The 21,275-nt window shown below is 69.1% G+C and carries 27 protein-coding genes and 2 pseudogenes; 12 read left to right on the forward strand and 17 right to left on the reverse strand.

Annotated elements, in window-relative coordinates; genetic code table 11:
- The first annotated feature begins 1 nt into the window (after position 1).
- From AB5J49_RS38230 to AB5J49_RS38270, 9 genes and pseudogenes are all read left to right on the forward strand, one after another.
- The gene (locus tag AB5J49_RS38230; protein WP_369173434.1) at positions 2-670 is read left to right on the forward strand and encodes a potassium-transporting ATPase subunit C; all 669 of its coding nucleotides are present in this window, start codon (positions 2-4) and stop codon (positions 668-670) included.
- A gap of 131 nt (positions 671-801) precedes the next feature.
- Positions 802-1,485, forward strand: a complete 684-nt coding sequence (locus AB5J49_RS38235; RefSeq protein WP_369173435.1) for a response regulator — start codon at positions 802-804, stop codon at positions 1,483-1,485.
- Between the two features lie 12 nt (positions 1,486-1,497).
- Positions 1,498-4,047: a DUF4118 domain-containing protein gene (locus AB5J49_RS38240; protein ID WP_369173436.1), complete on the forward strand. Its 2,550-nt coding sequence runs from the start codon at positions 1,498-1,500 to the stop codon at positions 4,045-4,047.
- A 331-nt stretch (positions 4,048-4,378) separates the two neighbouring features.
- Positions 4,379-4,774 (forward strand): nuclear transport factor 2 family protein, encoded by a 396-nt coding sequence (locus AB5J49_RS38245; protein ID WP_369173437.1) that lies wholly within the window; start codon positions 4,379-4,381, stop codon positions 4,772-4,774.
- A gap of 132 nt (positions 4,775-4,906) precedes the next feature.
- Positions 4,907-5,416, forward strand: a pseudogene (locus AB5J49_RS38250) (TerC family protein); the annotation flags it as partial.
- 99 nt (positions 5,417-5,515) lie between these two features.
- A complete protein-coding gene (locus AB5J49_RS38255; RefSeq protein WP_369173438.1) occupies positions 5,516-5,794 on the forward strand; it encodes a hypothetical protein in 279 nt (92 codons plus the stop codon).
- Between the two features lie 484 nt (positions 5,795-6,278).
- Positions 6,279-6,635, forward strand: a complete 357-nt coding sequence (locus AB5J49_RS38260; RefSeq protein WP_369173440.1) for a PRC-barrel domain-containing protein — start codon at positions 6,279-6,281, stop codon at positions 6,633-6,635.
- An 83-nt stretch (positions 6,636-6,718) separates the two neighbouring features.
- Positions 6,719-7,030: an ANTAR domain-containing protein gene (locus AB5J49_RS38265; protein WP_369175395.1), complete on the forward strand. Its 312-nt coding sequence runs from the start codon at positions 6,719-6,721 to the stop codon at positions 7,028-7,030.
- Positions 7,031-7,327: 297 nt separating this feature from the next.
- Positions 7,328-7,942, forward strand: a complete 615-nt coding sequence (locus tag AB5J49_RS38270) for a sigma-70 family RNA polymerase sigma factor (protein WP_369173441.1) — start codon at positions 7,328-7,330, stop codon at positions 7,940-7,942.
- Positions 7,943-7,994: 52 nt separating this feature from the next.
- Here the strand turns inward: AB5J49_RS38270 and AB5J49_RS38275 are convergent, their stop codons facing one another.
- From AB5J49_RS38275 to AB5J49_RS38320, 10 genes are all read right to left on the reverse strand, one after another.
- Positions 7,995-8,711, reverse strand: a complete 717-nt coding sequence (locus tag AB5J49_RS38275) for a GAF and ANTAR domain-containing protein (RefSeq protein ID WP_369173442.1) — start codon at positions 8,709-8,711, stop codon at positions 7,995-7,997.
- A gap of 78 nt (positions 8,712-8,789) precedes the next feature.
- The gene (locus tag AB5J49_RS38280; RefSeq protein WP_369173443.1) at positions 8,790-9,449 is read right to left on the reverse strand and encodes a GAF and ANTAR domain-containing protein; all 660 of its coding nucleotides are present in this window, start codon (positions 9,447-9,449) and stop codon (positions 8,790-8,792) included.
- Positions 9,450-9,527: 78 nt separating this feature from the next.
- Positions 9,528-10,199, reverse strand: a complete 672-nt coding sequence (locus AB5J49_RS38285; protein ID WP_369173444.1) for a hypothetical protein — start codon at positions 10,197-10,199, stop codon at positions 9,528-9,530.
- Complete coding sequence (locus AB5J49_RS38290) at positions 10,196-10,678, reverse strand: STAS domain-containing protein (RefSeq protein WP_369173445.1); 483 nt, start codon at positions 10,676-10,678, stop codon at positions 10,196-10,198. Before AB5J49_RS38290 ends, AB5J49_RS38285 begins: the two co-directional genes overlap by 4 nt.
- A gap of 280 nt (positions 10,679-10,958) precedes the next feature.
- The gene (locus AB5J49_RS38295) at positions 10,959-12,197 is read right to left on the reverse strand and encodes a PP2C family protein-serine/threonine phosphatase (protein WP_369173446.1); all 1,239 of its coding nucleotides are present in this window, start codon (positions 12,195-12,197) and stop codon (positions 10,959-10,961) included.
- Between the two features lie 234 nt (positions 12,198-12,431).
- Positions 12,432-12,743, reverse strand: coding sequence for an STAS domain-containing protein (locus tag AB5J49_RS38300; RefSeq protein ID WP_369173447.1), 312 nt, complete (start codon positions 12,741-12,743; stop codon positions 12,432-12,434).
- A gap of 147 nt (positions 12,744-12,890) precedes the next feature.
- Positions 12,891-13,172, reverse strand: a complete 282-nt coding sequence (locus AB5J49_RS38305) for a hypothetical protein (RefSeq protein WP_369173449.1) — start codon at positions 13,170-13,172, stop codon at positions 12,891-12,893.
- 10 nt (positions 13,173-13,182) lie between these two features.
- Complete coding sequence (locus AB5J49_RS38310) at positions 13,183-13,887, reverse strand: DUF5994 family protein (RefSeq protein WP_369173450.1); 705 nt, start codon at positions 13,885-13,887, stop codon at positions 13,183-13,185.
- A 40-nt stretch (positions 13,888-13,927) separates the two neighbouring features.
- Positions 13,928-14,275 carry a hypothetical protein gene (locus AB5J49_RS38315; protein ID WP_369173451.1) on the reverse strand — a complete coding sequence of 116 codons (348 nt, stop codon included), beginning with the start codon at positions 14,273-14,275 and terminating at the stop codon, positions 13,928-13,930.
- Positions 14,272-14,463: a CsbD family protein gene (locus tag AB5J49_RS38320; RefSeq protein ID WP_369173452.1), complete on the reverse strand. Its 192-nt coding sequence runs from the start codon at positions 14,461-14,463 to the stop codon at positions 14,272-14,274. The genes AB5J49_RS38315 and AB5J49_RS38320 overlap by 4 nt, the downstream gene beginning before the upstream one ends.
- 314 nt (positions 14,464-14,777) lie before the next feature.
- On the opposite strand from AB5J49_RS38320, the gene AB5J49_RS38325 reads away from it, so the two are divergent.
- Both AB5J49_RS38325 and AB5J49_RS38330 read left to right on the forward strand, forming a co-directional pair.
- Complete coding sequence (locus tag AB5J49_RS38325; protein WP_369173453.1) at positions 14,778-15,779, forward strand: acyl-CoA desaturase; 1,002 nt, start codon at positions 14,778-14,780, stop codon at positions 15,777-15,779.
- Positions 15,780-15,827: 48 nt separating this feature from the next.
- Positions 15,828-16,226 carry a DUF5994 family protein gene (locus AB5J49_RS38330; protein ID WP_369173454.1) on the forward strand — a complete coding sequence of 133 codons (399 nt, stop codon included), beginning with the start codon at positions 15,828-15,830 and terminating at the stop codon, positions 16,224-16,226.
- A gap of 31 nt (positions 16,227-16,257) precedes the next feature.
- Here the strand turns inward: AB5J49_RS38330 and AB5J49_RS38335 are convergent, their stop codons facing one another.
- The 6 genes from AB5J49_RS38335 to AB5J49_RS38360 all read right to left on the reverse strand — a co-directional run bounded on the left by AB5J49_RS38335 (position 16,258) and on the right by AB5J49_RS38360 (position 19,668).
- Positions 16,258-16,740, reverse strand: a complete 483-nt coding sequence (locus AB5J49_RS38335; protein WP_369173455.1) for a DUF5994 family protein — start codon at positions 16,738-16,740, stop codon at positions 16,258-16,260.
- A 453-nt stretch (positions 16,741-17,193) separates the two neighbouring features.
- Positions 17,194-17,682, reverse strand: a complete 489-nt coding sequence (locus tag AB5J49_RS38340) for an Asp23/Gls24 family envelope stress response protein (protein WP_369173456.1) — start codon at positions 17,680-17,682, stop codon at positions 17,194-17,196.
- A 484-nt stretch (positions 17,683-18,166) separates the two neighbouring features.
- Positions 18,167-18,430, reverse strand: a complete 264-nt coding sequence (locus tag AB5J49_RS38345) for a hypothetical protein (RefSeq protein WP_369173457.1) — start codon at positions 18,428-18,430, stop codon at positions 18,167-18,169.
- Positions 18,431-18,513: 83 nt separating this feature from the next.
- Positions 18,514-18,774, reverse strand: coding sequence for a hypothetical protein (locus AB5J49_RS38350; RefSeq protein ID WP_369173458.1), 261 nt, complete (start codon positions 18,772-18,774; stop codon positions 18,514-18,516).
- A gap of 105 nt (positions 18,775-18,879) precedes the next feature.
- Positions 18,880-19,104, reverse strand: a complete 225-nt coding sequence (locus tag AB5J49_RS38355; protein ID WP_369173459.1) for a hypothetical protein — start codon at positions 19,102-19,104, stop codon at positions 18,880-18,882.
- Between the two features lie 24 nt (positions 19,105-19,128).
- Positions 19,129-19,668 (reverse strand): DUF5994 family protein, encoded by a 540-nt coding sequence (locus tag AB5J49_RS38360; protein WP_369175396.1) that lies wholly within the window; start codon positions 19,666-19,668, stop codon positions 19,129-19,131.
- 314 nt (positions 19,669-19,982) lie between these two features.
- Between AB5J49_RS38360 and AB5J49_RS38365 the strand changes: the two genes are divergently transcribed.
- A complete protein-coding gene (locus AB5J49_RS38365) occupies positions 19,983-20,513 on the forward strand; it encodes a DUF5994 family protein (protein WP_369173460.1) in 531 nt (176 codons plus the stop codon).
- Positions 20,514-20,759: 246 nt separating this feature from the next.
- Here AB5J49_RS38365 and AB5J49_RS38370 read toward each other — a convergent pair.
- A pseudogene (locus tag AB5J49_RS38370) lies at positions 20,760-20,942 on the reverse strand (CorA family divalent cation transporter); the annotation flags it as partial.
- Positions 20,943-21,275: the final 333 nt, after the last annotated feature.

The following is a 21,275-nucleotide window of genomic DNA, read 5'->3' on the forward strand; positions in this document are numbered from 1 at the left end:
CATGAACAACTCGGTTACGAACACCGCCCGGTTGCTGGGGGCGGCCCTGCGAGCCCTCCTGGTGCTGACCCTGGTGACCGGCGTCATCTATCCGCTGGTCGTCACCGGCATCGCCCAGGGGCTGTTCACCGACAAGGCGAACGGCTCCGAGATCGAGGTGGACGGCAAGGTCGTCGGCTCGTCCCTGATCGGGCAGTCGTACAACCTGCCGCTGAAGAAGGGCCAGGAGACCCCGGACGCGGACCTGAAGTGGTTCCAAGGCCGTCCGGCGAACGGGCTCGGCGCCAACAGCATCAACACGCAGTACAAGTTGCTGCTGTCCGGCGCCACCAACCTGTCCGCCGACAACAAGGACCTGATCAAGCAGGTCGAGGACGCCAAGGCCGCGGTCGTGAAGGACAACTCCGTGTCCGGCCACACCGTCAGGCCGTCGGGCGTCCCCGCGGACGCGGTGACCTCCTCCGCCTCCGGCCTTGACCCGGACATCTCCCCGGCCTACGCCGAACTCCAGGCCCACCGCGTCGCCGCGAAGAACGGCCTGTCCGCCGCCCAGGTGGAGAAGCTGGTCAAGGACCACACCGAGGGCCGCACCCTCGGCTTCATCGGCGAGCCCCGCGTGAACGTCCTCGAACTCAACATCGCGCTCAAGGACCTTACGGCGAAGCACTGATGGGATTACGTGACACGAGCGGGAGTTGGCGGCCGGGAGGCGTCCCGATGCCGCCAACTCCCGTAGTCATGAAGCCGGTTGCGGCACGTCCGGCGTCCCCGGCCGGCCAGACGACAGGAAAGGCCACACCCATGACCCGGGTGCTCGTGGTGGAGGACGACCCGCAGCTCGTACGGGCCCTCGTCATCAACCTGCAGGCACGTCACTACGGCGTGGACGCCGCCCCCGGCGGGGCCACGGCCCTCCGCCTCGCTGCCGCGCGGCAGCCCGACGTGGTCCTGCTCGACCTCGGACTGCCCGACATGGACGGCGTCGACGTCATCAAGGGCCTACGGGGCTGGAGCCGGGTGCCGATCCTGGTCCTGTCCGCCCGGCAGGGGTCCGACGAGAAGGTGGCCGCGCTCGACGCCGGCGCCGACGACTACATCACCAAGCCGTTCAGCATGGACGAGTTGCTGGCCCGCCTGCGGGCCGCCGTCCGACGTACCGAGGACGCGCCGCTCGTCCCCGACACGACGCTGGTCGATACGGCGGACTTCAGCATCGACCTGCTCGCCAAGAAGGTCGTCCGGGACGGGCGGGACGTACGGCTGACCCCGACCGAGTGGCACCTGCTGGAGATCCTGGTGACCAACCCCGGCCGGCTGATCACACAGAAGCACCTCCTCCAGGAGGTCTGGGGCGTCTCGCAGAGCAACAAGACCAACTACCTGCGCGTGTACATGGCCCAGCTGCGCCGCAAATTGGAGAGGGACCCCTCCCACCCCCGCTATCTGATCACCGAGCCCGGCATGGGCTACCGCTTCGAAGCCTGACCGAGGGACGACATGGCACGCGGCAAGCTCCGGATCTACCTCGGCGCGGCACCCGGCGTCGGCAAGACCTACGCCATGCTGTCGGAGGCACACCGCCGTATCGAGCGGGGCACCGACTGCGTGGTCGCCTTCGTGGAGCACCACCACCGGCCGCGCACCGAGGTGATGCTGCACGGTCTGGAACAGGTGCCGCGCCGGGAGATCGAGTACCGGGACGGCGTCTTCACCGAGATGGACGTGGACGCCGTCCTGCGGCGTGCCCCCGCCGTGGCCCTGGTCGACGAGCTCGCCCACACCAACGTCCCCGGCTCGCGCAACACCAAGCGCTGGCAGGACGTCGAGGAACTGCTCGCCGCCGGGATCGACGTCATCTCCACCGTGAACATCCAGCACCTGGAGTCGCTGGGTGACGTGGTCGAGTCGATCACCGGCGTGCGGCAGCGCGAGACCGTCCCCGACGAGGTCGTACGGCGTGCCGACCAGATCGAGCTGGTCGACATGTCACCGCAGGCGCTGCGCCGCCGTATGGCGCACGGCAACATCTACAAGCCGGACAAGGTCGACGCGGCGCTCTCCAACTACTTCCGGCCGGGCAACCTCACCGCCCTGCGCGAACTGGCGCTGCTGTGGGTGGCCGACCGGGTCGACGCGTACCTGACCGAGTACCGCAGCGAGCACCGGGTCTCGACCATCTGGGGCTCGCGCGAGCGGATCGTCGTCGGCCTGACCGGCGGTCCCGAGGGGCGCACCCTGATCCGCCGGGCGGCGCGCCTGGCGGAGAAGGGCGCCGGCGGCGCGGTGCTTGCCGTCTACATCTCCCGCAGCGACGGCCTCACCGCCGCCTCCCCGAAGGAACTGGCCGTCCAGCGAACCCTGGTCGAGGACCTCGGCGGCTCCTTCCACCAGGTCGTCGGCGACGACATACCGGCCGCACTGCTGGACTTCTCCCGGGGCGTGAACGCCACCCAGATCGTGCTGGGCGTCTCCCGGCGCAGGAGCTGGCAGTACGCGTTCGGACCGGGAGTCGGCGCCACGGTCGCCCGCGCGTCGGGCCCCGACCTCGACGTGCACCTCATCACGCACGACGAGGCGGGCAAGGGCCGCGGACTGCCGGTGGCGCCCGGAACACGCCTCGGACGGCAACGGGTCATCTGGGGCTGGGTGGTAGGCGTACTCGGCCCCGCCCTCCTCACCTGGCTCCTCACCGGCGTCAGCCCGGACGTCGGTCTCGCCAACGACATGCTGCTGTTCCTCACCCTGACGGTGGCGGCGGCGCTGCTGGGCGGGCTCTTTCCGGCACTGGCCTCCGCGGTGGTGGGATCCCTGCTGCTCAACTGGTTCTTCACCCCGCCCGTCCACACCCTGACGATCGCCGACCCGAAGAACATCGTCGCCATCGCGATCTTCGTCGGGGTCGCCGTGTCCGTCGCCTCGGTGGTGGACCTGGCGGCCCGGCGCACCCACCAGGCGGCGCGGCTGCGCGCCGAGTCGGAGATCCTCTCGTTCCTCGCGGGGAACGTCCTGCGCGGGGAAACCACGCTGGAGGCGTTGCTGGAGCGGGTCCGCGAGACCTTCGGCATGGAGTCGGCGGCCCTGTTGGAGCGGAACGGCGAGACGGACCCATGGACCTGCGCCGGCAGCGTGGGGCCCCGGCCTGCCGAGATTCCCGAGGATGCGGACGTGGACGTACCGGTAGGCGACCACATGGCCCTGTCCCTGCGCGGCCGGGTGCTTCCCGCCGCCGACCGCCGGGTGCTGGCCGCGTTCGCCGCGCAGGCCGCCGTCGTCCTGGACCGCCAGCGGCTGCTGCACGAGGCCGACCGGGCCAAGGAGTTGGCCGAGGGCAACCGCATACGCACCGCGCTGCTCGCCGCCGTCAGCCACGACCTGCGCACCCCGCTCGCCGGAATCAAGGCTGCCGTGTCCTCGCTGCGCTCCGACGACGTCGAGTGGTCCGAGGAGGACCAGGCGGAACTGCTGGAGGCCATCGAGGAGGGCGCCGACCGCCTCGACCACCTCGTCGGCAACCTGCTCGACATGTCCCGCCTGCAGACCGGCACCGTCACCCCCATCATCCGCGAGAGCGACCTCGACGAGGTCGTGCCCATGGCGCTCGGCGGGGTGCCCGAGGACAGCGTGGACCTGGACATCCCCGAGACGCTGCCCATGGTCCACGTCGACCGGGGGCTGCTGGAGCGGGCCGTGGCCAACGTCGTCGAGAACGCCGTCAAGTACAGCCCGCCGGGGGAGAAGGTCCTGGTGTCGGCGAGCGCCCTCGCCGACCGGGTCGAGGTGCGGGTCGTCGACCGCGGGCCAGGTGTCCCGGACGAGGCCAAGGACCGCATCTTCGAACCCTTCCAGCGGTACGGCGACTCACCCCGCGGTGTCGGCGTCGGCCTCGGGCTGGCCGTCGCACGCGGCTTCGCCGAGGCCATCGGTGCCACGCTGCACGCCGAGGACACGCCCGGCGGTGGCCTCACCATGGTGCTCGCCGTACGGACGGCACCGGAGCGGCGGCCGCCGCGGCACCAGCCGGACCTGCCGACGGCAGCCACGTCCTGAGGGCCGGCACTCTGTCGGCCGACCGCTGGCGCAGCCTCCTGGCGTGACGGGTCTCGCGGCCGTCCCCGGAGCCGGCGCAAGATCTCCGCGTCCTCCCGGGCGGCAGCGCGAGCGGCCATGGGGAGATCCGGATCCGCACCGGCGCGGGTTCCGCCGGCTCTTCTCGGTGGGCCGGCAGGTCGAAGGTGAATGCTGAGCCAGTGCCCGAGGAGCAGGTCTCCGAAACTGACCGCACGTCATTGATCCATCTCGAGTCGCGCACGCGCCTCGCATCCGACCCGCAACGGTAGTCGTGCTGCCTCCATCTCGGGGGCGTAAGGAGCAAGTGGCCATGACCAGCAAGAACGTAGACATCGCGGGTGAGTACTTCCAGGCCGTCCAGAAGGGTGACCTGGCCAAGGTGGGCGAGCTTCTGGACGAGGAGATCGTCTGGCATCAGCCGGGTGGCAACCAGTTTTCCGGTGAGCGCAAGGGGCGCGACGCCGTCTTCGCCATGCTCGGCGGGATGATGGAGGCCAGTCAGGGTTCCTTCGCCATCGACAAGATCGACGCTCTGATGGGCAACGGCGACATGGTGGCCGCCTCGATCCACTTTGCCGGGCGGCGTGAGGACACGTCCATGAGCATGGAGGGCGTGGATGTTCTGCGTCTGAAGGACGGCAAGATCGTCGAGATGTGGCTGTTCTCCGGCGACCAGGCGGCCGAGGACGCCTTCTGGGGGCAGTAGGCCGCCAGCATCCTTCCCGGACGGGAGTCGTCCTGCACACTCCGGGCGCGTGGGTCGCGGTGGCCGCCTCGGCGTAGGCGAATCCGCCGCCGATGGTCAGGATCCGCCCTGTTCGACCCATCCCTCTGGACGATGCAGGACGCCCGCTAGGACGGACATGACGAGGAGTACGAGGAGAACAAGCTGCTGAAGATGGTGGAGAAGCGTTTCGGCGTGGCCGACCGCTACCACGGCACCGAGCTGTGGATCGAGGAGAACGGCAAGCGGGTCATGACCCCGATGCTGGTCGTGATGCTCGCGATCGGCTCCACCGACGTGCTGTTCGCCCTCGACTCGATCCCCGCGATCTACGGCCTCACCCAGGACCCGTACATCGTCTTCACCGCCAACGCCTTCGCCCTGATGGGCCTGCGCCAGCTCTACTTCCTCATCGGCGGCCTGCTGAGGAAGCTGGTCCACCTCAGCCACGGCCTCTCGATCATCCTCGGCTTCATCGGCGTCAAACTCGTCCTGCACGCTCTGCACGAGTCCGGCGTCCACGTCCCCGAGATCAGCATCCCCTTCTCCCTCGGCTTCATCGTCCTGGTCCTGACCATCACCACGATCACCAGCCTGCGAGCTTCGAAGAAGCAGGAGCGCTGACGTCGCACGGTATCCGCAACCGTCGGGCAGGACTACGCTGTCGGGTGAGGCCCCAGTCCCCGGCATCGATGCTGTGTCCCGCTCCCGGGGAGGCCCACCGTGTTCGTGCTGCTCCTCATCCTCATCGCGGTCTTGTTCGGCCTCGGCTTCATCAGTCCCATCTGGTGGGTGGCTGCGGCCGTGTTGGTCTTCGGCGCCACCCGGCACGGCCGCGAACGCGGAGGAGGCTGGATCCGTGGCGACGGTTCCGATCTCGGGAACTACCGGGACTACCAGGAGCGCCGGGATCGCCAGGACCGCTGGGACCGCCGCTACAGCCGTCAGCACCGGGCGCGTTGGCGGCGCGAGGACCGTCGGGACCGCGAAAACCGCAAGTGATCCGTGGAGTGGCCCGGGAGCCGGAGGTTCCGGGACGGCTTCAGCCCGGCCGGACGCGTTCTGATCGTTGAGAGGTGTATGCCGTGCAGCGCACAAGCGCGATCCAACAGGAGTGGTGGGATCTGCGGGCCGAGGCCACGTGGGGGAACGCACCTGTGGGACGGGATGTCGCCGCACTGCGCGCAGAGAACGACCAGCTGCGGCAGGCGCAGGCCGGCCGTGCGGTCATCGGCCTGGCCCGCGGCATGCGGATGGTCCTGGCTCCCTCCCGCCGGGGGCGGCCAGGGTCCTGCTGGGGGATGTCTCTCGGCGGTGCGACGCCAAATTTATGGAGGTGGCCGCGGCGCTGGTCGCCGCCTGGGAGGGCAAGCCGCTCCCGGAGCGGACGCAGCGTGCGCGGCGTCGTGCGCTATGGCGATTTCACGTGGAGGACCAGGGGCGCGACCCACAACCGCCAGGCGGGTCGTCCAAGTAGGGAGAGGTCATGATTCACGCAGCCGACGTCCGAGAATGGCGCAACCGCGATGTCGTCGACACCGAGTCGCACAAGATCGGTGTCCTGGAGGCGGTCTATGTGGACACCACCACCGATGAGCCGGCCATGGCCACGGTACGGACCGGACTGCCCACCCGGCACCGTCTGGTCTTCGTCCCTCTCGGCGACGCGATCGTCGGGCCGGGATATCTCAGGGTCGGCTATGTCAGAACGCTGGTGAAGCAGGCCCCTTCGATCGGCACCGACGACGTGCTGCCCGCCGAGCAGGAGGAAGCGGTCTTCAAGCACTACGGACTGCCCTACAAGCCCGGTGCGGCCGGCGAACGGCAATTGGCGCGCCGCTGACCGCCTATGGACGGAATGACTGCCCTGTGAGGTACGGACCATGCACCAGGTGCCCCCGTGAGGAACAGCGGCTGTTGACGGCTGTGCCTTGGGCGGGGGATGCGGATCTGCTGGCCGAGGTCGTCGAACTACGCGCCAGGAACGAGCAGTTGGGCCGGGCGATGGCGAGCCGTGCGGCGATCGACCAGGCACGCGGCATGGTGATGGCCCTGGCCCCGTGTACCAGCGACAGGGCCTGGGACTTGCTGGTGGACGTGTCGCAGCACTGCAACACCAAGCTCCGGGACGTGGCCGCCGCCCTGGTCGCCACGACGACGGACGAGGCGCTCCCGGAACCGATACAGCGGGAGCTGCGCCGAGCGCTGAGGCGCCTCCACGAGGCGGACCCGAGATGACTTGCGCACGCGGCCGGCGGACGGCACCGGGAGCGGCGAACTCAACTCTCCGGTGCCTTCGTCCAGGACGGCCGTCGGACGCCTGTGTTGTGTAACCCGCGCCGTGGATCTCCAACACCGGTCGTGCGGTTCTTCGTCCGTTCCTGACGCCCTGTTTGAAGCGGTCTGCCCGGGAACTCGTCCGATGTGCTTCAGACCGGAGGCACGCCCGTGGGAGCAGCTGTCGCTGCTCCCCAGTGCGCTGCGGTCCGACGGCTCCCACGGTGAGCGACGCCACCGATGAGGAGACACGTGCCCATGCCGTATGCACGTACCCAGAGGCCACGAGGCGCATACCCCTACGACGATGCCCCGGACACCGATGCCGCGTTCCGCCGTATCGCCGCCCTGCCGGACGGCCCGGAGAGGACCGCCCTGCGGCAGGAGGTGGTGTGCGCCTGGGCGTCGATGGCCGTACGGCTCGCCCGGCGATTCCGTCATCGCGGCGAGTCGTTCGAAGACCTTGAGCAGGTTGCCCAACTCGGCCTGATCAAGGCGGTGACTCGTTTCGCCCCGAGCCTTGGCGACGCCTTCCCGAGCCAAGAGGCGATGCGGAGCTTCACTTCCCTGTTCCCGGACGCCGTACCCGGCCGCTCCGAGCACAGCCACCCACTGACCGACACGCTCGGTGGCACGCAGCACGGCTTCGACATGATCGTCAACCGTGAAGCGCTCCACCCGCTGCTGAGGGCCCTGCCAGAACGCGAACGGCGGATCTTCTACATGCGGTTCTTCTGCGAGATGACGCAGAACGGCATCGCCCTGCAGCTCGGTCTCTCGCAGATGCACGTCTCCCGGCTGATCAACCGCACCTGTGCGTGCCTGCGCGACCAGGTGATGGCCGAGGCCCTCGATCGCAGGAGGGCAGTGTGACGATGTCCGGGGGCACGGGCGGCGCCGGAGCGGGCCCCGGCAAGGGCGTGGGTCAGGACCCCAGACCGGCGAGGGGTTCCGAGCCGTCGATGAGGGCGCGGGCCACATCGGCCAGGCGCCGGTTGTGGGAGCGGGCGTAACCGCGCAGTGCGGTGAACGCCTGCTCCATGTCGATGTCCTGGCGTTCGGCGAGCTTCCCCTTGGCCTGTTCTATCAGGACCCGGCTGTTCAGCGCCGTCTGCAGTTGTTCGTTGAGCACCGTGCTGCGCTGAGCGGTGCGTTGTTGCAGCAGGCTGATGGTGGCGACGTCGGCCAGGGCCTGAGCGACGGGTGCGGCGGCCGGGTCGAAGGGGCCGGGGGTGATGCGGAAGAGGTTCAGGGCGCCGACGACCTCGTCCCGCAAACGCATGGGCAGGGCCTGGACCGCCCCGAACCCGCTGCGCTGGGCCGCCACCGCGAAGCGCGGCCAGCGGGCGGTCACCGTACCGAGGTCGGAGACGATCACCGGTGCGCCGGTGCGGAAGCATTCGAGGCAGGGGCCTTCGTCGTTCTGGAGCTGGAAGAGCTCCAGCAGGCGCACCCGTTCGTCGGAGGCGGCCATGACGCGGAGTTTGCCGTCCCGGTCGGCGAGCAGCACCCCGGCGGCGCTCGCGTCGAGCATGCTGACGCAGCGGTCGGTCAGCAGGCGCAGGAAGTCGATGATGTCGAAGTCGGCGACCAGATTGTCGGCCAGCTCGACGAAGGTCTTGGCCAGAAGCTGTTGGTCCATCGTGGGCACCCTCGATTGAGACTAGTCCCTGCCCGAAGGGGCGGGAAGCACGGCACGTTCCTTGGCCGGGACCGAACGTCAGGTTTCCTCCTCGGCCTGATCGGGCTCCGCGTCCGGGGAGAAACGAAGCCGTCGGGCCACCACGTCGGCGAGCCGGCGTCCCTGCGCATAGGCGTAGGCGCGGAGCCGGACGAAGGCTTCTTCGATGCCGACTCCGAGCTGAACCGTGAGCATCCCGCTGGCCTGGTCGATCTCCGCTCGGTATGCGCCCAGGTCCTCGAAGCTGAGGTCCGGCATCGGCCCGCCGGTCGGCGCGCCCGCCTCGTCGATCCTCGTATCGAGCAGGAGCAGTGTCGCGAGATCGGCGAACGCCAGTGCGTCGGCCAGTTCCTCCGTGTCCAGTACGGTCGGAATGTTGGCGTACAGGTCCAGAACTCCCGGGCTGATCGCCCCCTTCTGCAGGGGGAGCGAGAACACCGCGCGGGCTCCGGCTTCCAGGGCCGCATCGGCGAACACGGCCCAGTGATCCTGAAGTCCGGTGTTGAGCAGATCGGGTGTCAGGACGGCCGAGCCGCGTACGAAGGCGTCCACGCAGGGCCCCTCGCCCAGCGTGAGCTGGAGCTCTTCCAGTTGCTCGCTGATGTCGTCGGTGCTGCACAGCGGATGGCTCGCCGCGGCCTTGGACATCGCCGACAGCCCGGCCCGCTGACCGGCAGCGCGGCCACGGCCGCGGTGCATACGTCCACCACACTCACCCGGGCACCTCGTCGGACCGCCTGCTCGGCCACCAGCATCTGAATGCGGGCCGACCGGCTGTCAGACCCCACGGGGGCCACCGTCTGCGGGCATCGTGACAAGGCCCTCCAGCCTCGCCGTGATGCGTTCCCCGAAGGGAAGTACCAGCGCGCGGAACGTGGTGGCGCTCGCCGGCCTGGGAAGCTCTCCGATGTCCAGCCACCCCCAGGAGCGGAGTGCAGCGAGGGCCTGGCGGTCGGCCCGGTCCACCAGGGTGGCGCCGAGCGTTGCCTGATGGTCGGTCAGCAGTCGTTCCTGCACACGGCGGGCGAGTTCCCGGTCCTGGGGGTGCGGCCGGATCAGGATGTCGGCGAACGCGAAGACGTTGCCGGACACGGTGAGTTGCTCGATGCTGCGCGGCAGTGCTCCGTCGAAGCCGAGCCACCAGGAGCCGTCGCCGCCTACCGGGAATCCGAAGGCGCATCCCATCAGGCTGTCCGTCTCGGCGATCACCATGGCGAATCCCGGTCGGCGCATGTCCACGGTGAGGCGGTTCAGGAAGTTCTGGCGGCTGGGACGGCGGTATGGATCACCCGGTGGCGTTGCGCGGGACTCCACATACAGCCCCGCCAGGTCCTCACGCAGGCCCTCCACCAGCCAACGGCTCAGCCGACGCAACCGCGCCGGAGCAACGGCGGACGGCTCGCCGTCCCCCGGCTTCCGTGACTGTCCCCGCCCGGGTTCGGCCGTCATCGCACATCACCTGAGAGAACAGGCGCAAGCGTGACAGACACGTGCGGCGGGGCTGGACGGGGCGCGGCCGGGGTGTCGCCGAGAGGAGATGGCAGGTGGTCGAACGGAAGGCCGAGGAGCAGGAACCCGCAGCCGACGAGGTCGTGCATCCGAACCAGCATCGTTGGCGGATGGTGCAGTCGCAGGGTCCCACCGGCCACGGTGGTCTGCTGCGCAGCGTGGAGAAATGCGTTGAGTCCGCTGCAGTCGCAGAAGGTGACGGGGGTGAGGTCGACGTCGATGGTGCGGATACCGTCCCGCAGGCACTGCTCCAGGGACTCGCGCACCAACGGCGCGGATTCGAGGTCGATCTCACCGGACAGGGTGATCAGCGCCAGTTTCCTTTGGTCATGGCGGTAGACGGTGAGCTGTGAGAGGGGCATGACGCCTCGGTTCGGAAGACCATCCGGCAGCGGCACGGTGAGCCGGAGTTCCGGCACCCTGGGCGCGCTCCCGGCAGGGGCGTATTTTCGGCGGAGGCAGAGCAGCGGCCGGTCCGACAGCCTGCGCAGCAGGACAGAGGACCCACCCAGTTCCCTCCAGGGAAGCGCCGGGTGACGGACGAAGAGTCCGCACCCCGCAGCCATCTGTGTTCAGCAACAGCATGCCGCCGGGGTCTGGGACGTCTACACAGCAGAGTAGTCCTCGCGTCGTGTGACGGACGGTCCGAAGCAGCCCAATCCCAGGATATGGACAGTGGGTTGTGCGGCTGTCGGCTCGCTACAGGAGCACGAGGTGGTCGGCGGCGCCCCCTCGCCATTCGATCAGGAAGAGGGTCGCGTCGTCAGTGGTGCGGCCGCCCCGTTGCTGCTTCAGGGCGTGGGAGAGTGAGCGCACCACCGCTCGTACTCCCTTTGCCGTGTGTTCGATGCGGTTGACCCAGTGGATGAGTTGTTCCTCGCCGAATTGTTCTTCGCCGGCTTCGTGCTCCTCGATCAGGCCGTCGGTGAAGCACAGCACTCGGTCGCCGCGTTGGAGCATCTGCCCGCTGATCCGGGGCTCTTCACCGCCGAAGCCGACGGGCAGGGTGGTCGGGCCTGCCAGTTGCCGGACGACCCGGTGGTCACGGATCAGCAGCGGTGCGGGATGGCCCGCGTTGACCCACTGCAGGTGGCCCGTCGCGATGTTCAGACGCATCATCTGGGCGGTGACGAAGTGGTCGGGCCCGAACTGCTCGGCGATGGCCCGGTCCATGAACGCGTAGATCTCGGACAGGCCGATGTCGGCACGTCTGGCGTGCCGGTAGGACCCGACGGCGACGGTCGCCATCGTGGCGGCGTCCAGGCCGTGGCCCATCGCGTCGACCATGGCCACGTGCAGGATGTCCTCGTTGAGGGCGTAGTCGAAGCTGTCGCCCGCGACGTCGTAGGCGGGCTCCAGGATCCCGGCCACCGCGACCTGCGGGACGGCCATCGCCAGCGGCGGCAGCAGGGACCACTGGATCTCCGCGGCCACGCTCATCGGTTCACGGCGCCGGGCGCGGAAGAACTGATCGGTGTAGCTGTGCTTGGTGACCAGCATGTCGGCGACCAGACCGGCGAGCCTGCGCAGCAGCCGCCGGTCGTCGTCATCGACGGTGTCCAGGGTGAGGGCCATCACGCCCACCTGGTCGCTGCCGTCCAGCAACGGCAGGTACATCCGGACGCCGTCGGCCCTCGGCACCTCGACCGTGGTCGCGTGCAGAAAGGCCGTGCCGGCGGGAGAGTCATCGATCGGCTCGGGCTCGCCGACCATCAGCCGCCGACCCGGCAGTGGCACCAACACCAGCTGGCCATAGTCCTGCAGCAGGATCGAGACGTCACGGCCACCGACCCGGGCCACCTCTTCCGCGATCAGCGGGGCGATCAGCTGCGGCGGCATCTCGTGTGCCCGGTCCAGCAGCACCCCAAGCAGTCGCTCACCGAACCCTTCCGACCGGTCGAGCATGCCCTCGTCGGGTCGGCGCTCACCTTCCGCCACAACCGCACCCCATCGGCGTCGTCGAAGCTTCCGCCGCCGTGCCCATGTTCACCTCGTGCCGCGAGTCCAGCGCCCGCACCGACACACGGGCTCCTGACACGACCGCGATCAACCCGTACAGAGTGACGCGGCCGGTCACTCCGAACAGCCCATTACGCCAGAGAACGGCATGTCACACATGATCAGAGAAGATGGCTCTCCGTACCGCTGTGCACGACACCTCTCCCGGAGCCGTCACAGGAGCAGAAGACCGGGGCCGGTGTCCGCGAGGAGCCGTGCGGTCTGCGGGGACGGGTGGTGCAGCCGCAGGGACGCGTGGGTCCCGGCGGCGTGCCGCGACGCATCGAGGAAGACGCGCAGACCGCTGCTGTCGCAGCGGCCGACGGCGGTCAGATCCACGTCGATGGTGGTGATGCCGTCGCTCAGGCACCGCTCCAGAGCGGCGCGCACCTGGGGCGCGGTGGCCGGGTCGATCTCACCGGCCAGGGTGATCAGTGCCCGCCTGCCCCGGTCGTGCCGGTAGATGTTCAGCTGCTGAAGAGTCATGACGCCTCGGTTCAGATGCCTGGGTTCATGGGGCCCGGCCGCTCCTCGCGCGGTCCCCTGGCCCGGGTGCACGCGCTCGGGCACACGCGTCGGTACGGGCCGAGCCGACGGTTCGTACGCGCGGCCGGTGAGGGGGAAACTGGCTGGTCACTTGTGGTGAGTGGTACGGCTGCGGCTGCGGCTGCGGCGCGGCGGGAAGCGGCCGCGGCCCCCGTCGCGGTGGTCCCGCCGTTCGTCGGTGGTCGGCGACTCGGACCGGTCCGGTTCCACCGGGGGTTGCGGTGTGCCGCGGCCGCGGCGGCCGGGCAGGGGGGCGCTGTACTGGTGCACGGCGATTCTGTCGGCGTGCTGGATGTTGAGCCGTTGGATCACGTATGCCGCTGCTGCGATGAGGACCACGAAGGCGGCGACTGTCAGGAAGATGTTCATGGCGGCCACCTCACATACCGATGGTCAGTCGGCTGGCCCGGCCGGGCGGACCGGTCTGTTCCGGAATGGCCGCGGACATGGCGGAGGCGCCGCCTTCGTACTCCCATGCCTCGTCCGGGTCCGGTGGCTCGTCGGTCGCGGAGACGCCGTGCCGGGCCTCGTCCGCGGCGATGAGCGCGCTCGCGGTCAGTGGAGGGCCGTCGTAGTCGGACGCGGCCGCCATCAGTCGGGCCGCCGACTCCGCGCCGGTCTCGGGCGGGATGATCAGCAGGTCCCAGCGGCCGGTGCCGTAGGAGAGCAGCAGCAGCTTGTGCGGGTCGATCTCCGGGGTGAACCAGCCGACCTTGACGATGTGGCCGTGCACGGGAACCTTGCGGGGGATGACCGGCCAGTGCTTCGGGTTGACGGCGATGCGGGTGATGCGGCCCCACAAGGGGTCCAACACGTCGGTCAGTGCTGGCAGTTCGCTCAGCAGATCCCGGGAGCGGGGCCACCAGGCACCGTCCAGGAGTCCGCGGGAGGTGCCGTCGGTCTTCCATGCGAGACGCGCGGCCGGGGCTGCGACGGGCTCGTGGTGCGGCGGGGATGGGTGCAAGGTCGCCGACATGATGCGGACCCGTCTCCGGGCCGCCTCTTCGGCGGCCCGGGTTTCATCTTTCGCCAAGAACGACCCGGCGTGGAAGCCGGTGTGCGAAATGCTCTCGGTAATGTCCACACTACTCCGCGCTCCGCCGCAGCGCGGAGTATGCGGCCGCCTAGAGCTGGAGCAGCCGCTGGGTGATCTCCCGGTACTGCCTCAGCGCTTGCCGCAGTGCGTCGGACTGCGTCCCGGGATCCCGGTCCTGCCAGCTGGCGCGCAGGACACGCCGTCGTTCCGCGAGGGCGTTCACGAGCTGGGCGGTGGCTTCGTCATAGGCGCTCTCGGCCTCTTCCAGCGCCTCGAGCGGGGTGTCGGCGAAGGTGTTGAGGGCGTGCCGGAGGCGCTGGGCGATCTTGTCCTGTTCGTCCGACGGGAGCAGCGGCTCCGGGCCCGGGGTGCGGCGCCCGGCCGAACCCGGAGTTCGGCCCGCGGGCTGCTGGGCGCGTGTCTGGTCGTACATCATCGGGTGCCGCTTCCGTTCCGCCTGAAGGCCACCTTGGTCTTCTCGACGGCCTGTTTCAGGCTTCCGGAGACCCGGTCGGCCCTGCCCCGGCGTTGCAGTCGCCTGTTGCGGGTGACCCGGCCGAGCTCTTCCGTGATCCTGCCCTTCATCGTCTGCGCCTGGTTCCTGATGGTCCGTGAAACGGTCATGGCCGGCCTCGCTGTTGTCCGGTAGATGGGTTCCCGCGGGGGCTGGGCGAGGCGGAAGGCGGAATGCTTCGCCGTGTGTTCCGGGGTGGCATGGCCCTGCACCGTGCTGCCAGTCAACGTCCGGCAGTGGTCCGTGTCAACGCGGTGGCCACGCGATCCGGCCCGCCTCGTCCCGGAGCGTGCGGGAGTACGGTGGAGGAAGCGAGGGCTCTTCGAATGCCGGTGTCCGAACCGGTCCCGTCCTCGCGACTCCCATCCCATGGGCAGCCCGTGACCCCGGCCGCGCCATCCGCATCCAGGCCGAGGAGCCACGTATGCCACGCAGTCCGACCACGTCCAGGACGCTCACACCGTCGGGCCCCGTCCCGCCGCCCCAGGGCTACGACGGGACGTCTCCCTTCCCACCGGACGACCCGGCGCCCGCGCGTAGCGGCAGTGACCGGCTGTATGTCACGGTGACGGCGGTGATCGTCGTTCTGCCGTTCGTGGCGCTCGGCCTGGCCGGCTGGTTGCTGTGGGGGAGCCTCATCCATCCCGCCGACATCGTGCTCGCCCTCGTCCTCTACACGATCACAGGTCTCGGCGTCACCGTCGGCTTCCACCGCGGCCTCACCCACGGCGGCTACCGGGCCGTCCGTCCCGTGCGGATCGCGCTCGCGGTGGCCGGTTCGATGAGTTTCCAGGGCGACGTCATCGGCTGGGTCGCCACCCACCGCCGCCATCACGCCTTCACCGACCGGCCCGGTGATCCGCACTCCCCGTACCGCTACGGCACGCACCTGCGCGCCCAGTTGCGCGGACTGCTGCACGCGCACGTCGGCTGGCTGTTCCGCAACGACCGCACACCCGCCGACCGGTACGCACCCGACCTGCTGGCCGACCGCGACATCCGTGCCGTCGCCCGCGCCTTCCCGGCGCTGTGCGTCCTCACGCTCGCCCTGCCGTTCGCGGTGGGCTGGGCCATCGGCGGTACGTGGCTGTACGGCGTAACCGCCCTGCTGTGGGCGGGACTTGTGCGCATCGCGCTGCTCCACCACGTCACCTGGAGCGTGAACTCCCTCTGTCACATGATCGGTGAGCGCCCGTTCCGCACCCGGCGCCACGACCGGGCCACCAACCTGTGGCCGCTGGCCCTGCTGTCGTTCGGCGAGAGCTGGCACAACCTCCACCACGCCGACCCCACCAGCGCCCGCCACGGCGTCGACCGCGGCCAGCTCGACCCCTCCGCCGCCGTCATCCGCCTCCTCGAACGCCTCGGCTGGGTGCACGACGTGCGCTGGCCCACTCCGGACCGCGTGGCCGCCCGCCGCGCCTGACACCGGTCACTCACCTCCTCCGCCGTACGGCAGTTGACAGGAGCTTTCATGACCACCGCGCTGCAACCCCCGCCTCCCTCCCATCCCCTTCTCCGCCTGCGCCTGGCTCCCCACGGGAGCATGCCCCAGCCCATCGACGGAGCGTGGTGGCCCCGTTCGTACGATCTGCTCGCCGAACTCCCCCGGCTGCTCGCCGGGTTGCCGCGCGCGTGGGGCCACATCACCAGCGTCACCGTCGACGGGGCGGCGTGGCCCGCGGTGCCCGGCCGGATGCTCGTCTTCAACCAGGTCGTACGACTGCGCAGGACCGTGGCGGCATCCGCCCCGCACACCATCGTCCTGCTCGCCCCCGGCCGGGGGCGCTGGGACCTGGTGGTCGTCCCTCCGGATACGACCGAGGAGGCCGCGAAACCGCTCATGGCCGCCGCGGCAAGTGGTCACGTCTGATCCGGCCCACCGCGGACTGCCCCGCGAATGATCAGGCCACCGACGGCCAGAGCGGCGACGACGACCGGTACATCCCCACCACCAGTCGGCCGGGCCGGCCGGTGGTGGCCTCGTACGACGAGGAAGTGTCGCCGGCCTGTTCCGTCGTCAGGAGGGCGGTCGCGGTCGTCGGCGGGCCGGTGTTCGCGCTCGCGGCGGCCATCAGCCGGGCGGCCGAGGGGGCGCCGGTCTCCGGGGGTATCACCAGGAGGTCCCAGCGGCCCGCTGTATAGGACAGCAGCAGGATTCTTTGGGGATCCTGCTCCGACGTGAACCAACCGACCTTCACCACATGGCCGTTGACGAAGATCTTGCGCGGGAGGATCGGCCAGTGGCGGGGGTTGACAGCGACATGGGTGATCCGTCCCGACAGCGGATCCAGCACGTCCGCCAACGCGGAGAGTTCGCGTGTCAGGTCACGTGAACGGGGCCACCAGGCGCCGTCCAGTTCGGCGCGCCCTGGTGAAGAACTCACGGGTTTCAGCGCGAGGCGCGCGGTCGGGGCCCTGAAGGGAACGGCCCGTAGCGGGGGATGGTCGGTGGTCGCGGACATCGCGCGAACCCGTCTCCGGACCTCTGCGCGTGGACAGTTGGCCGGTGTCGTTGCTCACCGGGAACGAAACCGGCATCGGAGCCGGTGTGCGAAGTGCTCCCGATGAATTCACGCTACTCCTTGAAGAAGCCGAACGGACCGCTCCTGGACGTCGGCTCACTTCCGTCGGCGGTCGTCCTCCCAGGAGCGGCTGGTCTCACCGCCGCTGGTTGCCGTGCTCGCGGGTGTGGAAGAGGTCGCAGAGTTCCCCGTCAGCAAGAACGCGCCGAAGTCGGCGAAGTGTCCGGCGAAGCCCGGCGCCATCCCATTGAACAGGCCAACCGCTGCTGCCATCCCCAGCGCGCGCTCCTTGCTCGCCTTGGCTCCGCCAAGCGACTACTCGAGCCGCCGCTCTGGTTGTTCCTCGTCCTCGTCGAGCACATGCACATCGCCGACCGCGATGTTGACCTCGACAACTTCCAGACCGGTCATCCGCTCGATGGCAGCGATCACGTTCTCTCTGACGTCGCCCGCGACCTCGATGATGGAGACGCCGTACTCGACGACGATCTCCAGGTCGACCGCGGTCTGTACCTCGCCGACCTCGACCTTCACCCCGCTGGTGACGGACTTCCCGCCGGCACCGGGTATACGTTCACGCATCGTCCCCATGCCACGGGCGAACCCACCGCCCATCGAATGGACGCCCGGCACATCGCGGGCCGCCATCCCGGCGATCTTCGCCACCACACCGTCGGCGATTGTCGTATGGCCGCGCGACCCCGGATCGCTTCCGTGCGGCACCCTCGCACTCTTCCCGCCGCGCTCGCCCAATGACCCCGCGCGAGGAGTCTCGGGCTGGTTCGGCAGTCCGGTATCCGTCATCTTCGGTCACCACTTTCCGACGCAACAGGCGGCCTGTCGTGCCCCTTCCTTTCACGCTAACGGCGAGTGCCCGACCTCGCTCGGGCAAATGGCATGCGAGCGATGTCGGGCATTGCGCCAGGAGGCAGCAGTGGTACCCCACGCAGAAGGGCAGGTCGGGTGGCCGGTCGGACCGCCCTACCGGACGTGGGACCTGCGGCTACGCCCTCTCCCCGTTCTGAGGAGGGCAAGGTCGGCGATGGATACCATCACCCCGATGATCAGCAGGTGGAGCGTGTCCCTGCCGAGCGCCCCAATGACGCCGAGCGCAACCGCCACGATGAGCAGCGGAACAAGCAGCACCACGTCATGTGCCGGTGACGCAACGGCCCCGGCGTATACACACCGGGGCCGCCCTTCCGGGTCATTGCACGTGAGAGTGCGCCGACCCACTCACCAGGGTAGGCCGGGGACGCCATTTCCGTCATATGGGAGGACATGGCCGTCATTTCTCCTCGGACTCCATGAGCTGGATCCCCTTGTGCAGCAGCGTGACCATCGCGGGTGTGTTTCCTCGCGCCCAGTCGACCTGGATCAGTCCCTCGGCCGCCAGGTATGTGCAGGCGGCGGCCAGGTCCTCCTCGGGCATGGCGACGTCCTCGCGCAGCTGCGCCCCGGTGAGGCCGAGGAGGCGATTGCCTTCCAAGGCCTCGTACAGGCTTTTCATGATCGCCTCGCGGTAGTGCCGCCGCTGGTGCAGTGTCGCCATGGTCGCCTGCCTCTCGTGCCGGCACCGACGAAAACCCGTAGGTCTGGGGCGGTATCCACCTTCCCCCGCCGAGGGACATCTCCTCAGATTTCGTCCGGCTGTGTGTGATCGTCTGGGGAGGACTGGCTGGTCAACAGCCAGGAGCGCACCGGCTCCGCCATGCGCGTGGTGTCCACGGTGAGGTGGAGGCGTGTTCCGCCGTCGGCGCCTGCGGGGTAGCTGCGCGCTTCGGTGGCGGCGAAACAACGGCGGAGAATCTCCGCGACATGGCGAGCCGCCTCCGGGTCCGTGGCGACGATACGAACCTCCGCGTGCCCGGCCGACGGCAGTTCCGGTGCCTTCATGGTGACCCCTTGCTCATTCAGGACGGCCTGCATCAGGGGCGGCGTGTCGGTGGGCGTGACGGCCGTCGCCCCATACCCACCCCCGGCTGGAAGCGGTCTGCGTCATCAGCGGCTCCCGTCTCGACGCTCACGGCGGGTGGCGTCGGCAGGAGAACCCTTCGGCGCGGTCGTACGTGGGCTCTTACGGTTCCGCCGACTGATTCTCGGAAGGGCGTCGCTGTAGCGGAACGCCCCGATCCTCTCGTCATGTTGCGCGTTGAGCCGGTGGATCAGGAACATTCCCACGATGATGACGAAGATGATCGCGGCAACGGTGATGGCTATCTCCACATCCTCACCTCCACAGGGCGGAACTCAAGATCCCGATCGAGCTCCGCCCGCCGAAGCGGCTCCGCCGTCGGTCTCCCATTCCTCTTCCTGGCTCCGAGTCTCCGCCGCGTCGTGACCGATGGCCTCATCGGCCATCAGATCGCCGGCGGTGCGGGCACCTCCCGGAACGGTTGCTGCTGCCATCAGCCGGGCGGCAGCGGCCGACTCCGTCTCCGGAGGGATCACCAGCAGGTCCAGGCGGCCTACCGTGTAGGAGAGGAGGATCGCTTTGTTCGGGTCCTGCTCGTCGGCGAACCAGCCCACACGCACCGTGTGCCCCGTGACGGGGACCTTACGCGGGATGACTGGCCAGTGGGCCGGGTTCACGGTGACGTGGGTGATCCGACCCCAGCACGCGTCCAGCGCGTCCGTCAGAGTGGGGATCTCCCGGAGGAGATCACGGGAGCGGGGCCACCAGGCGCCGTCCAGGAGACCTCGAACCGAGCCGGTCGGGGCGAGGCGCAGTCGGGCCGAGGCCGAAGGCAGGCGCTCTTTGATGATCGTAGGTTCGATGGTCGCGGTCATGACACGGACCTGTCCCCGGACCTCCTCCTGGAGGCCGGTGCTGTTGCTCACCGGGGACGACACCGACGTGGCGGCCGGTGTGCGAAGTACTCCCGGTCGTTTCACTCTACGCCGCTCCGAGGCTCCGGGACGTGCTCGTGAGCAGGCATTTTACCGAGAGACCGCGAGTCCGGCACCGTCGGCGAGCGCAACCGGTGCGGCGGCGCACGACTTACGGTGAGAGGACGGCTGAGAGGACGACTGAGAGGACGACTGAGAGGACGAGATCCCGCGTTCGGCGGCGACACCGAATCCCGCAGGCAGGTGGACACACCATGACCGAATCCGACATCCCTCGCGCGCCCGGGCTCCTGCCGGACGCGATCCACCGGGCCGCGAAACCCGGGACAGTTCTTCTGCGGCTGGAGACGACACCCTCCCGGGAAGGCAGTCTCGACGGCGCGTGGTGGCCGCGATCCCGCGACATCGGCGCGGAGTTGCCCGAGCTAATCCACGTGCTGACCGGGCACCTCGGCCCCATCACGCGCGTCGGCCTGGACACCACCGCATGGGGTGAACTTCCCACGCGCCTGGTCATCGACGACCAGGTCGTCCATATCGACTCCTTCCCGGTCGGTGACGACACCGTCCTGATCACTCGGGGCGACCAGGACCACTTCTCCCTTCTCGTGGTCCCGCCGCACGCGACACCCGATGCCGCCCGTGCCGCCATGGCCAGAGCCGTCCGGGCCGACAACGTCACCCATGCCGCACAGATCCTCATCGACACCGGCACCCATCAGGCGCACCCGATCCCCGCGGAGGACCCTCGGACCGGCGAGGAACGCCACGAGCCCCAGGAATGACGTCTGGAGGCCCGGGCGCCCGTAGGACCGTCGCGTGGTCCTGCCCATGCGGAGGTCGTCAACGCCCTCATGCGCGCCCCGACCTCGACGTCGCCGACGGCCCCCTGCTGTCGTACTACCGCGATGGTGTCGAATGGTGTCGTGTCGCGTTGCCCCAGCACGCTTTCCAAATGTTCGTCTGGGGGTTGGCCACGCTGGCGATGGCAGCCGCACGCGCTCAGGACAGCAGCCCTCCAGGGTGATGACTCAGAGCCAGTCCCGCCGTTTGAAGATGACGTACAAACTGGTGCAGACAACCCCCATCAGGGCGATAGCAAAGGGGTATCCGAACACCCAGCGCAACTCCGGCATGTGCCTGAAGTTCATCCCGTAGATCGTCCCGACCAGCGTCGGAGCGAACAGGATCGCCGCCCACGACGAGATCTTCTTGAAGTTGTCTACCGGGAGGCCCTGACCTGCGGTGATGCTGTCGAAACTCTCGCTGACCTGGGCTGATCCGTCTTTCTGGATCTTTCAGCGTCCTGTCCGGTAACGCAGTCGATTCTCCCCACGCGCTCCCCAGAGCTGTTCGTACTCCCCAGATTCTCCCCAGAGATGGCGCGCGCCGTGAGGTAGCGGGGAGGGGAGGCTGGCTCAACGGAGGCGCTGGCGTAAGCACGCTGAGTGACTGGTGGAAGTCTCGCAGCACTGACCCCGTGGACGCGACGCCTCGGAGCGCAAGACGGGGCTGGTCGAGAGAAGCGGCCGCTTCCCGTCACCGCT

Source organism: Streptomyces sp. R28 (assembly GCF_041052385.1).
Classification (GTDB): domain Bacteria; phylum Actinomycetota; class Actinomycetes; order Streptomycetales; family Streptomycetaceae; genus Streptomyces.